The sequence below is a fragment of the Agrobacterium tumefaciens genome, assembly GCA_025560025.1.
In the GTDB taxonomy this organism is placed as follows: Bacteria; Pseudomonadota; Alphaproteobacteria; order Rhizobiales; family Rhizobiaceae; genus Agrobacterium.
This window is the reverse complement of record CP048485.1, coordinates 1,005,568-1,019,126: the sequence shown is the minus strand read 5'-3', so window position 1 is coordinate 1,019,126 and position 13,559 is coordinate 1,005,568. Positions and strand designations below refer to the sequence as shown.

Sequence of the window (13,559 nt, the reverse complement as noted above, 5' to 3'; positions counted from 1 at the left end):
GGGTTTCAAAGGCGAGTTCGAACCAGAAAGCCTTGCAGCGGCATGCAGAAAAACTGATGCTGGAGACATCAGCCTAAGCTGTTCCCTCTGCCGGATGGGCTTTCCGGCTGTCGACTGGCGCTTCCTCCCGTTCCTCCAGGCCATAGTCGCGGATCACCTGCGCGATACGCAGCCGGTAATCGGAAAAAACACCGGACCGGCCCAGCGACTGCGCGGCGCGATGCAGCATGGTGTTGCGCCATGCCCTCACCGCCTCTTCATCCCGGAAAAAGGACAGAGACAGCATCTTGTCAGGATTGCCGATGCTTTGAAACCGCTCGACGGACAGGAAACCGTCGATGGTTTCCAGTTCAGCCCGCAGGCCTGCCGCGATGTCGAGATAATGCTGCTTCTCGCCTTCAGCCGGCCAGACCTCGAAGATGACGGCGATCATTGTCCGCCTCCGGCGTGCGGAGCGGAGGCGAGACGCAGGAAAAGCCGGTCCTCGCGGCGAATGAACTGTTCGCGGCGGGCGAATTCGTAATTTTCCCGCCCCGCAGGATCGACGGCGAGCCTTGCCCTGTAAGCTTCGTAGGCGGCAAGATTTTCGATGTTGTAGACACCGTAGGCAATCGTGCTCGATCCCTCCTTCGGCGCATAATAACCGATCAGATCGGCCCCGCAGCGCGGTATCGCCTCACCCCATGTGCGGGCATATCGTTCGAAGGCGTCGACCTTGAAAGGATCGATCTCGTAGCGGATGAAACAGGTCAGCATCGTTTGTCTCCTCGTGGTTTACCTCTTTCTTTTACGCCATTGCCTTGCATCAATGCTTCGGTTACCATCGAAGCATGAAAGACGGACCCCTGATCGCCAATGTCGCCGCGCTGATCGGCGACCCTGCCCGCGCCAACATCCTGACGGCGCTGATGGACGGACGTGCACTGACCGCAAGCGAGCTTGCCGAAGCCGCCGGCGTGACCTTGCAGACCGCCAGCGGGCATCTGTCGAAGCTCTCCGAGGCGCAACTCCTGAAAGCGGAAAAACAGGGGCGTCACCGCTATTTCCGTCTTTCCGACGAGGATGTGGCGCATGTTCTGGAAGCGCTTATGGGTCTTGCCCAGCGCACGGGCGCAGTCCGCGTCCGCACGGGACCGAAGGACAAGGCGCTGCGGGAAGCGCGCATCTGCTACGATCATCTGGCCGGGGAGAGCGGCGTGGCGCTGCTTGCCGCCATCACCGCAAAAGGGCTCGTGACGTCAGGCGACGACCCTTCCCTGACGGAGAGCGGGCGTAATTTCTTCTCAAGCTTCGGCATCGACCTTTCGCCGCTCGAAAAAGCCCGACGCCCGATCTGCCTGCATTGCCTGGACTGGAGCGAACGCCGCCATCATCTCGGCGGCGGGCTTGGCGCATCGCTGCTTGAGGCGATGCAGCAGCGCGACTGGCTGCGGCGCGGAAACGGCCGTGTGCTGACCTTCACTGCCAAGGGCGAAAAGGCGTTTAACAGCACTTTCAGCTGCGCACCCGCCTGATCCTTTATGTGAACAGGAGAGCCGACGGCTTATTTCAGCCAGCCGGCAATACGTCCCACAGCCTCGGCTATATCCGACACGGAACCCGCATAGGAAATGCGCAGCGCCCTGTGGCCTTCCTCGGGATCGAAATCCATGCCGGGCGTCGCTGCCACATCGATCTCCGCCAGCATGCGCTTGGCAAAATCCATGCTGTCATTGGAAAAACGGCTGGTATCGACATAGGCGTAAAAAGCACCATCCATCGGGGATGCCAGCGGCAGGCCGATTTCCGGCAGGCGCGCCATCAGGAAATCGCGGTTGGTGCGATAGCTTTCCCGGTAAACATCCAGTTCCTCCGCTGCCGAAAAGGCCGCCGTCGCCGCCAGCTGTGACAGCTCGGGCGGTGAAATATAAAGGCTCTGCGCCAGGCACTCGACCGGCCTGACCAGATTTTCCGGCAGGACCATCCAGCCGATGCGCCAACCGGTCATGCAATAATATTTCGAGAAGGAATTGATGATCACGGCATTGTCGGTGATTTCGAGCGCGCTCGTCTCTTCGCCGACAAAGGTAAGGCCGTGATAGATCTCATCGGAAATGAAAGCCATGTCGCGGCTTTCGCAATAGCTTGCCAGCCGCTTCAGCGCCTCGCGGCCGGTAACCGTGCCGGTCGGATTGGCCGGGCTTGCCAGAAGCACGCCCTTCAGCTTGCAGCCGGCTTTCGTTTCCGCCCGCTCCAGACTTGCCGGCGTCAGCGTATAACCGGTTTCGGCGGTGACCGGCACTTCCACGACATTGAGGCCGAGCGCCTTCAGAATATTGCGATAGGCCGGATAGCCGGGTCTTGCGATGGCAACATGGTCGCCCGCATCGAAAAGGCTGAGGAAAGCGAGATTAAAGGCGGCAGATGAGCCCGTGGTCACGGCGATGCGGGCCGGATCGATGGCGACCTGGTGGCGCAGCCGGTAATGGCCGGCAATCGCCTCGCGCAGCTCGCGCAGACCCAGTGCGTCTGTGTAACCGATGCGCCCGTGTTTCAGCGCGGCCTCCGCCGCCGCAAGCGAGGCTTTCGGCGCGGGATGCGAGGGCTGACCGACCGCCATGGAAATGACGGGGCGGCCCGCCTGCCTGCGCCTGTTCGCTTCCGCCAGAATATCCATGGCGTGAAAGGGTTCGACTGCGCTCCGCTTCGACATCGTAATCAAGGGCATGCTCTTTCCTGAACCGTATTTCAGAGACTTGCCGCAGAATCACAATCTTCACAATCATGAGATCATAATGCGGACAAGTATTTTTGCCGTATGGCATTTGGCTTAAAGTAAGGTAATTGCCTTCATAAGATTTCAAGAGGCTTCGGCCGAACAGAATGAGGACCGATATGGCGCATTTTCTCCGTTCCACCCTTCTCGCCAGCGTGACGGCCCTTTCGACGGTATTCGCCTCCCTGCCCGCCCATGCGCTCGACGAGCAGCAGAAGAAGGAAATGGGCGAGTTCATCAAGCAATATCTGATCGAGAACCCGGAAATCATGCTCGAGGTTCAGGATGCGCTTGAGCGCAAGCAATATGCGGCGCGCAATGCCAAGGCGGCGGAAGCCGTCGCCGACAACAAGAAGGCCATCTTCGAATCGAAATTCGATCTGGCGCTCGGCAACCCGGATGGCGACGTCACGCTGGTCGAGTTCTTCGATTACAATTGCGGTTATTGCAAACGCGCCATGGGCGACATGGACAATATCCTGAAGAGCGACAAGAAGGTGCGCGTCGTCCTCAAGGAATTCCCGATCCTCGGACCGGAATCGGTTGCCGCGCACCGCGTTTCCAACGCCGTGAAGCTGCTTGCACCGGCCAAGTACCCCGAATTCCAGCGCACTTTGCTCGGCGGCCGCGGACGCGCGAATGAGGACAGCGCCATGGAAGTCGCGACCTCGCTCGGCCTCAAGGAAGCCGATATCCGCAAATCGATGGCGGAGAACCCCAATGACGAGCAGGTGCAGGAGACTTACAAGCTGGCAACCAGCCTCGGCATCACCGGCACCCCCTCCTATATTGTCGGCGACGAGGCGGTTTTCGGCGCCGTCGGCGCGGACCCGCTGAAGGAAAAAATCGCCAATATGCGCAGCTGTGGCAAAGCCACCTGCTCCTGATTTCCAAAAAAGCCCCTGCATTCCCTGTGAGATGCCGGGCAAGCCGGCGCTTTCCGGCTTGCGGGGGCTTTTCCTTGGCGGCTGCGCAGTCTATAGCTGTCGCTGATTTTCTTATGGAAACTTGAATGAGCAACATCATCATCGTCATCAACGGCCCCAATCTCAACATGCTGGGAAAAAGGGAACCGGGTATCTATGGTGGCAAGACGCTGAAGGACATCGAGAATGATTGCCTTCAAGCCGGTGCCGATCTCGGTTTCGCAGTGGAATTCCGCCAGTCCAACCACGAAGGTGTGCTCGTGGACTGGTTGCATGAGGCGGGTGAACGGGCGGTGGGCGTCGTCATCAATCCCGGCGCCTACAGCCACACTTCCATCGCCCTGCACGACGCCATTCGCGCGATTTCCACGCCCGTCGTGGAAGTGCACATTTCCAACATCCACGCCCGCGAGGAGTTCCGTCACAAATCGATGGTATCACCGGCGGCGAAGGGCATGGTCTGCGGTTTCGGACCATATGGATACATCATGGCGCTTCACGCGCTGAAGAACATCACGGCATAAAAAGAAACAAAGAATAGGGTTTGTCATGTCTGAAAAGAAACAGGGTATCGACAAGGAACTGATCCGCGAGCTCGCGAATATCCTCAATGATACCGACCTTTCGGAAATCGAAGTGGAGCAGGACGACCTGCGCATCCGCGTTTCGCGCGCCGCTCCTCCCGCCACGGTCTATGCCGCGGCGCCCGCCCCCTACGCAGTACCGGCAGCAGCGCCCGCTGCTGCTCCGACAGTTGCCGCACCTGCAGCGCCTGCTGCCTCCGCAGCGCCTGCCCGCAACCCGGCCAACACCGTGTCCTCGCCGATGGTCGGTACGGTCTATCTGTCGCCTGCCCCGGGCGCACGTCCCTTCATCGAAGTGGGTGCAACCGTCAAGGAAGGCCAGACCATCCTCATCGTCGAAGCCATGAAGACCATGAACCAGATCCCGGCTCCCAAGTCCGGCAAGGTCGTGGAAATCGTCGTCAACGACGCTCAGCCCGTGGAGTATGGCGAAGCCCTCGTGGTCATCGAATAAAGGCGGTTCAGCATGGTTTCGAAGATCCTCATAGCCAACCGCGGCGAGATCGCGCTACGTGTCCTGCGCGCCGCCAAGGAGCTTGGCATTCCGACGGTGGCCGTGCATTCCACGGCCGACGCGGACGCCATGCATGTGCGCCTTGCCGACGAAAGCGTGTGCATCGGCCCGCCGCCCTCGCGTGACAGCTACCTCAACATCCACCAGATCGTTGCGGCCTGCGAAATCACCGGTGCGGACGCCGTTCACCCCGGTTACGGCTTCTTGTCGGAAAATGCCAAGTTCGCCGATATTCTCGACGCGCACGGCATCACCTTCATCGGACCGACCGCCGAACATATCCGCATCATGGGCGACAAGATCACCGCCAAGCAGACGGCGCAGGAACTCGGCATTCCCGTGGTTCCGGGTTCCGATGGCGAAGTGAAGCCTGAAAACGCGCTCGAAATCGCCCGGACGATCGGTTTCCCGGTCCTCATCAAGGCGACGGCGGGCGGCGGTGGTCGCGGCATGAAGGTGGCGAAGACCGAAGCCGATCTGGAAGAGGCCGTTGCGACGGCCCGCTCCGAAGCGGCGGCCGCCTTCGGCAACGACGCCGTCTACATGGAAAAATACCTCGGTAAACCGCGCCATATCGAAGTGCAGGTTTTCGGCGATGGCGAAGGCAATGCCGTTCACCTCGGCGAACGCGATTGCTCGCTCCAGCGCCGTCACCAGAAGGTGCTGGAAGAAGCCAATTCGCCGGCACTGACAGTCGAACAGCGCATGAAGATCGGCGAGATCTGCGCGAGCGCCATGCGCAAGCTGAAATATCGCGGCGCCGGTACCATCGAGTTCCTCTATGAAAACGGCGAGTTCTATTTCATCGAAATGAACACCCGTCTGCAGGTGGAGCATCCGGTGACGGAAGCCATCACCGGCATGGATCTCGTGCAGGAACAGATCAGGGTCGCTTCGGGCCAGGGCCTGTCGGTCACGCAGGCGGATATCGAATTCCATGGCCATGCCATCGAATGCCGTATCAATGCCGAAGACCCGCGCACCTTCGTTCCCTCCCCGGGCACGCTGACCTATTTCCACACGCCGGGCGGCCTTGGCGTGCGCGTCGATTCGGGCGCCTATCAGGGCTACAAGATCCCGCCCTATTACGACAGCATGATCGGCAAGCTGATCGTCCACGGCCGCGACCGTGACGAATGCATCCGCCGCCTGCGTCGGGCGCTCGACGAATTCGTCGTCGACGGCATCAAGACCACGCTGCCGCTTTTCCAGGATCTTCTCCAGAATGAGGATATTCTGAACGGCGATTACGATATTCACTGGCTGGAAAAATATCTGGCCGGTGACGCGTCTCACTAAGACGATATGGCTGGGCGGCGCAGCAGAAATAACGACATAACGGTCGATATCCTGCTGCGCGCCTATTCCGCCGGCCTGTTTCCCATGGCCGATTCGGCTGATGATCCCGAGCTTTTCTGGGTCGAGCCGGAAATGCGGGGCATCATCCCGCTCAATGATTTTCACATTTCCAAAAGCCTCGCCAAGGCGATGCGCAAGAAGCCGTTCGAGATACGCTTCAACACCGCCTTCGAAGCGGTGATGGCCGGATGTGCAGCGGAAGCGCCGGACAGGCCGAGCACCTGGATCAACACCACCATTCGCAAGCTTTATACCGAGCTGCACCAGATCGGCCATGCCCACAGCGTCGAGGCGTGGGAAGGCAAGGAACTTGTCGGTGGGCTCTACGGTGTCTCGCTGGGCGCTGCCTTCTTCGGCGAAAGCATGTTTTCCCGCCGCACCAATGCATCGAAGATCTGCCTTGTACATCTGGTGGAGCGGCTGAGAGCGAGCGGCTTCGTACTGCTCGATACGCAATTCACGACAGAGCATCTCAAGACATTCGGCGCAATCGACGTGCCGAAGCAGGATTATGCGAAAATGCTCGACCTTGCCGTCAACCGGCCCAGCCTGCAATTCTGAAGACTTTACGTTAGGTTATTTGCTTGCCGTTGAGGGAGCGGGAACGTCCGATTCCTGCTTGCAGCCAGTCAGCCACACGTCGTAGATCGGGTGTTCCACGGCGTTGAGGCCGGGGCTGTCGGCGAACATCCAGCCCGTGAAAATCCGCTTGATCTTGCGATCGAGGGTGATTTCATCCACCTCGATGAAGGCGTCGATCTTCTGGGTTTCGGTCTGGTCTCGGGAATAACAGACTTTCGGCGTCACCTGAAGCGCGCCGAACTGCACGGTCTCATCGATATAGACATCGAAGGACGTGATGCGGCCGGTGATCTTGTCGATGCCGGAAAACACCGCCACGCGGTTTTCGAGACGGGCGGCGGAGACGGGCGAAATGAGGATGACAGCAGAGACCGCTGCAAACAGCGAGACTGTCAGCGCACGCAAAGAACGATCCCGCGTGATTTTCCTCATACGATATGTCTCCAAATATTTGCCTGTGTCGAACTGCCGACCGGATCAACGCCTAAGGGCGGAATGTGGCAAAAACCGGTGAGGCCGGATGCAAGCGCGGTGTTTTGCACAACACCGCGCATCACAAGATGCTTAGTTGCCGGGTGTCCAGGCATCGTAGTCGCCGGTCACGCGCGGACGCTCGCCAGCCACGGCCAACGATCCCTGAGGGCGGTAGGCCTTGGACGAACCGGTGAGGTTCGGCTGATGCGGCTTCTGCCAGTCGCGCGCAACGTAGCTTTCCTGGCTCGGCGGCACGTCGGTGCGGTAATGCATCCAGCCATGCCAGCCGGGCGGAATGGCCGACGCTTCGGCATAACCGTTATAGATCACCCAGCGGCGCGGCATGCCCCAGGAGGTTGTGCCGCCTTCGTAATAGGTATTGCCCAACTCGTCCTGTCCTACCTTCTTGCCGAAACGCCAGGTATGAAACCGCGTTCCGATCGTCTGGCCGTTCCACCAGGTGAAGATTTGCGTCAGGAGAGTCTTCATTCTACGTTCCTCGGGCTTGAATGCGCCGCAGCGATTTTCCGTGCACGGCACAAGACATGCTTATGCCGCCCCTCACGGCAATTGTCCAGCATTTCGAGATATATCCGCGCTATTTCAGCTTCATCCTGAAGCCTAAATGCCGCTTCTCGAAACCCAGCCGCTCATAAAAGCGATGCGCATCCAGCCGCGCCATGTTGGACGTCAGCTGCGCAGCGTTCAGGCCCTGACGGCGGGCTTCTTCCAGGCAATGATTGATCATCACCGCGCCGATGCCGCGACCGCGCATGTCGGCGCGGGTCTGCACCGCTTCGATCAGCATGGACTTCGCCCCTCGCCCGACGAGTTTGGTCAGGATCGCTGTCTGGAAGGTGCCGACCACCTCGCCATCCAGTTCCGCCACATAGAGCGTTTCGCTCGGCGACGCTTCGATGGCGCGGAAAGCGGCGAGATAGTCCGGCTGCGCTGATTCTTCGGCCGTATCGCCGTGGCCGCCGATCTCGTCAGCGGCAAAAATGGCGGCGAGTGCGGGAAGATCATCTTCGCGCGCCGTGCGGATGATCAGTCTTTGAAGTGTCTCATTCATCGGGTCAGGCTCTTTTCCATAACGATGCCGGGCAGACCCTCGATGCCCGCCATGCGCTCGATTCGGTCGACCTCGACAAATCCGACGCGTTCATAAAAGGCGATTGCGACAGTATTTTTAGGCTCGACTTCAAGACGCATGATTTCCGCATCCGGAAAGCAGGTTTCGAGTTCGGCGAAGAGATCGCGGCCGACGCCCTGCCGCTGGAGGTCGGGCGCCACATAGAGCTGGTGCAACAGGGCCGTCTTCGCCATCTTGGTGGACATGGAGCCATAGGCCATGCCGCCAATCCGCTTGCCGTCATCGGCCACCAGAAACTCGCCGCCCTTTTTTTCGATACGGTCCTTCATGGCCTGTGGCGAATGCCACACGGCAATCAGCTCATTCACCTTATCCGCGCCGTAGATGGCGTCATAGGTCGCATGCCATGTCGTGGCGAGCAGCACCCGGACGGGTTCGATATCGCGCTGGCTTGCCGTGCGGATGAAAAACATGATCTGGCTCCGTCTTGAAACAGAAATGCCGGGCGTTGATCCCGGCAGAAGTGATGTTGAATTTCGATACTCAACGTCATCCTCGGCCCACGAGCCGAGGATCCATGCATCCGCAGGCCGTGGATGGTCGGGTCAAGCCCGACCATGACGCCGTGCAAGAGGCATGCTTCCTTATCACTCTTCCTCGATACCGAGCTTGGCCTTCACCAGCGCCTGCACCGCCTGCGGGTTAGCCTTGCCGCCCGTCGCTTTCATGACCTGACCGACGAACCAGCCGGCAAGCGTCGGCTTTGCCTTGACCTTCTCGACCTGATCCGGGTTGGCGGCGATGATCTCGTCCACGGCCTTTTCGATGGCGCCGGTATCGGTCACCTGCTTCATGCCGCGGGCTTCAACGATTTCGGCCGGGTTGCCGCCCTCGTTCCAGACGATTTCGAACAGGTCCTTGGCGATCTTGCCGGAAATGGTCTCGGCCTTGATGAGATCGATGATACCACCGAGCTGTTCGGGCGAAACCGGCGTCGTCTCGATATCCTTGCCGAACTTGTTCAGCGCGCCGAGCAGGTCGTTGATGACCCAGTTGGCGGCGGCCTTCGCATCGCGGCCGGCGGCCACGGCCTCGTAATAATCGGCAATCGCCTTTTCCGACACGAGGATCGAGGCGTCATAGACCGACAGGCCAAGATCGGCCACGAAACGCGCCTTCTTGTCGTCAGGCAGTTCCGGCAGGTCGACCTTCAGCGCTTCGACGAAGGCATCGTCGAATTCCAGCGGCAAGAGGTCCGGATCGGGGAAATAACGGTAATCATGCGCATCTTCCTTGGAGCGCATGGACCGCGTCTCGCCCTTGCCGGGATCGAACAGGCGGGTTTCCTGATCGATGACGCCGCCATCTTCCAAAATGGCGATCTGGCGGCGAGCCTCATATTCGATGGCCTGGCCGACGAAGCGGATGGAGTTGACGTTCTTGATTTCGCAGCGCGTGCCGAAACCTTCGCCCGGACGGCGCACGGAGACGTTGACGTCGGCGCGCATCGAGCCTTCGTCCATGTTGCCGTCGCAGGTGCCGAGGTAACGCACGATGGAACGCAGCTTGGTGAGATAGGCCTTGGCCTCGTCCGACGAGCGCATATCCGGCTTGGAGACGATTTCCATCAGCGCCACGCCCGAACGGTTGAGGTCCACGAAGGACATGGTCGGGTGCTGGTCGTGCATGGACTTGCCGGCGTCCTGTTCCAGATGCAGGCGCTCGATGCCGATTTCGATATCCTCGAAATTGCCCTGACGGTCCGGACCGAGCGAAATGGTGATGGTGCCCTCGCCGACGATCGGGTCCTTGAACTGCGAAATCTGGTAGCCCTGCGGCAAATCCGGATAGAAGTAGTTCTTGCGATCAAAGATCGAACGATTGTTGATCTGCGCCTTCAGGCCAAGGCCGGTGCGAACCGCCTGCCGGACGCATTCCTCGTTGATGACGGGCAGCATGCCGGGCATGGCCGCGTCAACCAGCGACACGTTGGCATTCGGCGCATTGCCGAAGGTGGTCGAAGCGCCGGAAAACAGCTTCGAATTGGAGAGAACCTGCGCATGCACCTCCATGCCGATCACGATTTCCCAATCGCCGGTGGCGCCGGGAATGAAGCGTTTCGGGTCGGGGGTGCGCACGTCTACAAGGGTCATCTGAAGCTCACGATATACGGGTTCTTTGGCCTTGGTGGGTAGAACAAATGGAGCGCGGGCGCAAGACATGTTGCGCCCTCTCACGCCAGGCCCGGGATTTTCGCCGATACAGGATACGGGTTTTTTACGCTTCGCGGTTTCAATTCACGTCATGGTGACGGTCGCTCTTTGTTTCATAACCTATATCGCCTTCAATCTTTTCGTCTTTCTTGCCTATTGGTGGGACAAGGAAGCGGCGAGAAATGGCGCATGGCGCATCCGGGAAAGCACGCTGTTATCGCTTGCGCTGATTGGCGGCAGCCTGGGCGCAATCTCGGCACAACGGCTGCTGCGGCATAAAACGCGCAAGGAGCCCTTCCGCAGCATCCTGATATCGATCGTGATATTGCAGGTGGGCCTTGTCGCATCGCTCGCCATCATGCCGGACTGGCCGATGCGGCTGGTGGGCGCTCTGCAAACTCTATCTTAGAAAGCCGGCCCATAAAGACCGCTCTCGACCTCGGCCAATTGCTTCTGCAGGCCTACCGATTGCACCTCGCGATCGAGCTTCGGCGCATAGGAGACGGAGAGCCAGCGGACGCTGTAGCCATGGTGGCGGAAAAAGGCGACGGCCGGCTCATTCTGGGCGTGGGTTTCAAGCCGGATGGTCTCGAAACCCCTGTCCTCTATCAGCCTTTCGACATCGCCCAGCAGGTGGCTGCCGACACCTCTGCGATGAAAATCAGGATCGATCCAGAAATCGGAAATCGTCTCGTCGAAATGCTCCCGCGCCGCCCAACCCGCAACCGAGCCGCCAAACTCCGCCACCCTGATCGCCAACCATGACGAGCGGGTAAAATTGGAAAAGGCGCTGGCTGCATTGTCATAAAGGGTCGGGGTGATGCCGAGAGCCGCGGTTGCCTGTCGCCATGCCCTGAGGCCAATGGCCGCCAGAACCTCCGCTTCCTGTTCATACGCATTGCGAATGACGATCAAACCGCGCCCTCCGTGGCTGAAGGAAGTAAAGCACCGGTAGCGCGATTCTGCCAGTGCAGCCCTGAGACGCAATCTCGATCCATGCGACCGCCCGCGCGGTGGAGGATGCGAAAACGCCGGACTTGACCGCAACGGCCTCGCCCGCTAACCAAAAGGCGCAAGTCAGGAGTTTTTATGTTCGCTCAATCGGAGTCCCGGTAAAGGCCCTGCCCGCAAGTTTCTTGCGCGCCGGGCCATGCTGAAACCGAGCCGGATGCCTTAACGGCACCCGGATTTGCTTTCACGCGTCTATATGACGCCGACCGGACTTCCAAAAAATGGACATTTCCCGCGCCGAACAGCGCATTCTTCACCTGCTCGCCCAGGGCGGCAGAATTGAACTCGTACGAGACGACGCCCACAAAATCGAAAAACTCGCGCTCTATACGCGTGACGGCTGGATTTTCAGCGGCCTCGACCTCCTCACCTTCCGCAAGCTGAAACGGAAGAGAGCGATCGCCTCTTCCGGCGGCAAGCCTTACCGCATCACCACGCGCGGTCTGGAACTGGTGCGGGGTGAGCTGGACAATCGATGAAAAACAAACGGGCGGCATTTGATGCCGCCCGTTCGTGTAGAGAGCTTGGTGAATCCACTCACCACCACTTGGCGGGCGTGAACTTGCCGGCTGCCTGCTCAATGGCATGCGCCGTCTTGAACAGCGTTTCTTCCTCAAAGGGCTTGCCGATGAGCTGCAGGCCGAGCGGAAGACCCTTGCCGTCAAGACCGGCCGGAACCGAGAGGCCCGGAAGACCGGCCATGTTGACCGTGATGGTGAAGACGTCCTGCAGGTACATTTTCACCGGATCGGAAGCGAGTTCCTCGTCACCGACTGCGAAGGCGGAAGACGGTGTGATCGGCGCCAGAATGGCGTCGACGCCTTCGTGGAAGACGTTTTCGAAGTCGCGCTTGATGAGGGTGCGGACCTTCTGCGCCTTCAGGTAATAGGCGTCATAATAACCGGCCGACAGCACATAGGTGCCGACCATGATGCGGCGCTGCACTTCCTTGCCGAAACCGGCGGCGCGGCTCTTTTCATACATGTCGGCAATGTCCTTGCCGTCGACGCGCAGGCCGTAGCGAACGCCGTCATAACGGGCAAGGTTGGACGAGGCTTCCGCCGGTGCGACGATGTAGTAAGCAGGCAGTGCGTATTTGGTATGCGGCAGCGAGATATCGACGACCTCGGCACCGGCGTCGCGCAGCCACTCGACGCCCTTGGCCCAGAGCTTTTCGATTTCTTCCGGCATGCCGTCGACGCGATATTCCTTCGGAATACCGATCTTCAGACCCTTGAGCGACTGACCGATGGCCTTTTCGTAGTCCGGCACCGGCAGGTCCACGGAAGTCGTATCCTTGGCGTCGACGCTTGCCATGGTCTTCAGCAGGATCGCGGCATCACGCACGTCACGGGCAATCGGGCCTGCCTGATCGAGCGAAGAGGCATAAGCGACGATGCCGAAGCGCGAGCAGCGGCCATAGGTGGGCTTGATGCCGACGGTGCCGGTAAAGGCGGCTGGCTGGCGGATGGAGCCGCCGGTATCGGTCGCGGTGGCGCCGGCGCAGAGATGCGCGGCCACGGCTGCGGCGGAACCGCCGGAGGAGCCGCCGGGCACCAGCTTCTGGTCGGAGCCATTGGCGCGCCACGGGTTGATGGCCGGGCCGTACCAGGAGCTTTCATTGGACGAGCCCATGGCGAATTCGTCCATGTTGAGCTTGCCGAGCATGACTGCGCCCTGATCCCAGAGGTTCTGGGTGACGGTGGATTCATATTTGGGCTTGAAGCCGTCGAGAACATGCGAACATGCCTGGGTGTGCACGTCACGTGTGGCGAACAGATCCTTCACGCCAAGCGGAACGCCTTCCAGCTCACCAGCCTTGCCGGCGGCGATGCGGTCGTCGGAGGCTTTCGCCATGTCGCGCGCCTTTTCAGGCGTCAGCGCGACATAGGCGTTCAGCGCGCCATTGGCCGCATCGATGGCGGAGAGATAGGCGTCGGTCAGCTCGAGGGCGGAAAATTCTTTGGCCTTCAGCTTTTCGCGGGCTTCGGCAATGGTCAGGCTCGTCAGGTCGGTCATGGTCGGCAACGGCTTTCGAAATCTTGGAA

General features: G+C 60.0%; 18 protein-coding genes. 8 read left to right on the top strand and 10 right to left on the bottom strand.

What is annotated here, in order from left to right; translation table 11 throughout:
• Positions 1-73: 73 nt before the first annotated feature.
• A complete protein-coding gene (locus FY152_05060; GenBank protein UXS31492.1) occupies positions 74-433 on the bottom strand; it encodes an antibiotic biosynthesis monooxygenase in 360 nt (119 codons plus the stop codon).
• Positions 430-756: an NIPSNAP family protein gene (locus tag FY152_05055; GenBank protein UXS31491.1), complete on the bottom strand. Its 327-nt coding sequence runs from the start codon at positions 754-756 to the stop codon at positions 430-432. Before FY152_05055 ends, FY152_05060 begins: the two co-directional genes overlap by 4 nt.
• Before the next feature lie 74 nt (positions 757-830).
• Here FY152_05055 and FY152_05050 point away from each other — a divergent pair, with 74 nt between their 5' ends.
• The gene (locus FY152_05050) at positions 831-1,514 is read left to right on the top strand and encodes a winged helix-turn-helix transcriptional regulator (GenBank protein ID UXS31490.1); all 684 of its coding nucleotides are present in this window, start codon (positions 831-833) and stop codon (positions 1,512-1,514) included.
• Between the two features lie 29 nt (positions 1,515-1,543).
• Here the strand turns inward: FY152_05050 and FY152_05045 are convergent, their stop codons facing one another.
• Entirely contained in the window at positions 1,544-2,707 is a 1,164-nt protein-coding gene (locus FY152_05045; protein ID UXS31489.1) for an aminotransferase class I/II-fold pyridoxal phosphate-dependent enzyme, read from the bottom strand.
• Positions 2,708-2,874: 167 nt separating this feature from the next.
• Here FY152_05045 and FY152_05040 point away from each other — a divergent pair, with 167 nt between their 5' ends.
• The 5 genes from FY152_05040 (at position 2,875) to FY152_05020 (ending at position 6,699) form a co-directional block, all read left to right on the top strand.
• Entirely contained in the window at positions 2,875-3,642 is a 768-nt protein-coding gene (locus FY152_05040) for a DsbA family protein (protein UXS31488.1), read from the top strand.
• A gap of 125 nt (positions 3,643-3,767) precedes the next feature.
• Positions 3,768-4,205, top strand: coding sequence for a type II 3-dehydroquinate dehydratase (aroQ, locus tag FY152_05035; protein ID UXS31487.1), 438 nt, complete (start codon positions 3,768-3,770; stop codon positions 4,203-4,205).
• Between the two features lie 25 nt (positions 4,206-4,230).
• Positions 4,231-4,719 carry an acetyl-CoA carboxylase biotin carboxyl carrier protein gene (locus FY152_05030; GenBank protein ID UXS31486.1) on the top strand — a complete coding sequence of 163 codons (489 nt, stop codon included), beginning with the start codon at positions 4,231-4,233 and terminating at the stop codon, positions 4,717-4,719.
• 12 nt (positions 4,720-4,731) lie between these two features.
• A complete protein-coding gene (gene accC / locus FY152_05025; GenBank protein ID UXS31485.1) occupies positions 4,732-6,078 on the top strand; it encodes an acetyl-CoA carboxylase biotin carboxylase subunit in 1,347 nt (448 codons plus the stop codon).
• A 6-nt stretch (positions 6,079-6,084) separates the two neighbouring features.
• The gene (locus FY152_05020) at positions 6,085-6,699 is read left to right on the top strand and encodes a leucyl/phenylalanyl-tRNA--protein transferase (protein ID UXS31484.1); all 615 of its coding nucleotides are present in this window, start codon (positions 6,085-6,087) and stop codon (positions 6,697-6,699) included.
• A gap of 15 nt (positions 6,700-6,714) precedes the next feature.
• On the opposite strand, the gene FY152_05015 is transcribed toward FY152_05020, so the two are convergent.
• The 5 genes from FY152_05015 to gatB form a co-directional block, all read right to left on the bottom strand.
• On the bottom strand, positions 6,715-7,152 hold the full coding sequence (locus FY152_05015; protein UXS31483.1) for a DUF2155 domain-containing protein: 438 nt from the start codon (positions 7,150-7,152) through the stop codon (positions 6,715-6,717).
• A gap of 132 nt (positions 7,153-7,284) precedes the next feature.
• Complete coding sequence (locus tag FY152_05010) at positions 7,285-7,683, bottom strand: NADH:ubiquinone oxidoreductase subunit NDUFA12 (GenBank protein ID UXS31482.1); 399 nt, start codon at positions 7,681-7,683, stop codon at positions 7,285-7,287.
• Between the two features lie 109 nt (positions 7,684-7,792).
• Positions 7,793-8,266, bottom strand: coding sequence for a GNAT family N-acetyltransferase (locus FY152_05005; protein UXS31481.1), 474 nt, complete (start codon positions 8,264-8,266; stop codon positions 7,793-7,795).
• A complete protein-coding gene (locus tag FY152_05000; protein ID UXS31480.1) occupies positions 8,263-8,760 on the bottom strand; it encodes a GNAT family N-acetyltransferase in 498 nt (165 codons plus the stop codon). The genes FY152_05005 and FY152_05000 overlap by 4 nt, the downstream gene beginning before the upstream one ends.
• A gap of 174 nt (positions 8,761-8,934) precedes the next feature.
• The gene (gatB, locus tag FY152_04995) at positions 8,935-10,440 is read right to left on the bottom strand and encodes an Asp-tRNA(Asn)/Glu-tRNA(Gln) amidotransferase subunit GatB (GenBank protein ID UXS31479.1); all 1,506 of its coding nucleotides are present in this window, start codon (positions 10,438-10,440) and stop codon (positions 8,935-8,937) included.
• Between the two features lie 151 nt (positions 10,441-10,591).
• Between gatB and FY152_04990 the strand changes: the two genes are divergently transcribed.
• Positions 10,592-10,909, top strand: coding sequence for a DUF1294 domain-containing protein (locus FY152_04990; GenBank protein ID UXS33209.1), 318 nt, complete (start codon positions 10,592-10,594; stop codon positions 10,907-10,909).
• Here FY152_04990 and FY152_04985 read toward each other — a convergent pair.
• Complete coding sequence (locus FY152_04985) at positions 10,906-11,415, bottom strand: GNAT family N-acetyltransferase (protein ID UXS31478.1); 510 nt, start codon at positions 11,413-11,415, stop codon at positions 10,906-10,908. The two genes, FY152_04990 and FY152_04985, sit on opposite strands and share 4 nt — an antisense overlap.
• Positions 11,416-11,732: 317 nt before the next feature.
• On the opposite strand from FY152_04985, the gene FY152_04980 reads away from it, so the two are divergent.
• Positions 11,733-11,990, top strand: a complete 258-nt coding sequence (locus FY152_04980; GenBank protein ID UXS31477.1) for a hypothetical protein — start codon at positions 11,733-11,735, stop codon at positions 11,988-11,990.
• 58 nt (positions 11,991-12,048) lie between these two features.
• Here FY152_04980 and gatA read toward each other — a convergent pair whose 3' ends face one another.
• Positions 12,049-13,530: an Asp-tRNA(Asn)/Glu-tRNA(Gln) amidotransferase subunit GatA gene (gene gatA, locus FY152_04975; GenBank protein ID UXS31476.1), complete on the bottom strand. Its 1,482-nt coding sequence runs from the start codon at positions 13,528-13,530 to the stop codon at positions 12,049-12,051.
• Between the last annotated feature and the right edge of the window lie 29 nt (positions 13,531-13,559).

What these genes read in the sequence shown, in the direction of transcription:
- FY152_05055 (UXS31491.1), bottom strand. Translation starts at nt 756, where the DNA reads ATGCTGACCTGTTTCATCCGCTACGAGATCGATCCTTTCAAGGTCGAC.
- FY152_05010 (UXS31482.1), bottom strand. Translation starts at nt 7,683, where the DNA reads ATGAAGACTCTCCTGACGCAAATCTTCACCTGGTGGAACGGCCAGACG.
- FY152_05005 (UXS31481.1), bottom strand. Translation starts at nt 8,266, where the DNA reads ATGAATGAGACACTTCAAAGACTGATCATCCGCACGGCGCGCGAAGAT.
- FY152_05015 (UXS31483.1), bottom strand. Translation starts at nt 7,152, where the DNA reads ATGAGGAAAATCACGCGGGATCGTTCTTTGCGTGCGCTGACAGTCTCG.
- aroQ (UXS31487.1), top strand. Translation starts at nt 3,768, where the DNA reads ATGAGCAACATCATCATCGTCATCAACGGCCCCAATCTCAACATGCTG.
- FY152_05050 (UXS31490.1), top strand. Translation starts at nt 831, where the DNA reads ATGAAAGACGGACCCCTGATCGCCAATGTCGCCGCGCTGATCGGCGAC.
- FY152_05060 (UXS31492.1), bottom strand. Translation starts at nt 433, where the DNA reads ATGATCGCCGTCATCTTCGAGGTCTGGCCGGCTGAAGGCGAGAAGCAG.
- FY152_04980 (UXS31477.1), top strand. Translation starts at nt 11,733, where the DNA reads ATGGACATTTCCCGCGCCGAACAGCGCATTCTTCACCTGCTCGCCCAG.
- FY152_04990 (UXS33209.1), top strand. Translation starts at nt 10,592, where the DNA reads ATGGTGACGGTCGCTCTTTGTTTCATAACCTATATCGCCTTCAATCTT.
- FY152_05040 (UXS31488.1), top strand. Translation starts at nt 2,875, where the DNA reads ATGGCGCATTTTCTCCGTTCCACCCTTCTCGCCAGCGTGACGGCCCTT.
- FY152_05020 (UXS31484.1), top strand. Translation starts at nt 6,085, where the DNA reads ATGGCTGGGCGGCGCAGCAGAAATAACGACATAACGGTCGATATCCTG.
- FY152_05030 (UXS31486.1), top strand. Translation starts at nt 4,231, where the DNA reads ATGTCTGAAAAGAAACAGGGTATCGACAAGGAACTGATCCGCGAGCTC.
- FY152_05000 (UXS31480.1), bottom strand. Translation starts at nt 8,760, where the DNA reads ATGTTTTTCATCCGCACGGCAAGCCAGCGCGATATCGAACCCGTCCGG.
- gatA (UXS31476.1), bottom strand. Translation starts at nt 13,530, where the DNA reads ATGACCGACCTGACGAGCCTGACCATTGCCGAAGCCCGCGAAAAGCTG.
- FY152_05045 (UXS31489.1), bottom strand. Translation starts at nt 2,707, where the DNA reads ATGCCCTTGATTACGATGTCGAAGCGGAGCGCAGTCGAACCCTTTCAC.
- gatB (UXS31479.1), bottom strand. Translation starts at nt 10,440, where the DNA reads ATGACCCTTGTAGACGTGCGCACCCCCGACCCGAAACGCTTCATTCCC.
- accC (UXS31485.1), top strand. Translation starts at nt 4,732, where the DNA reads ATGGTTTCGAAGATCCTCATAGCCAACCGCGGCGAGATCGCGCTACGT.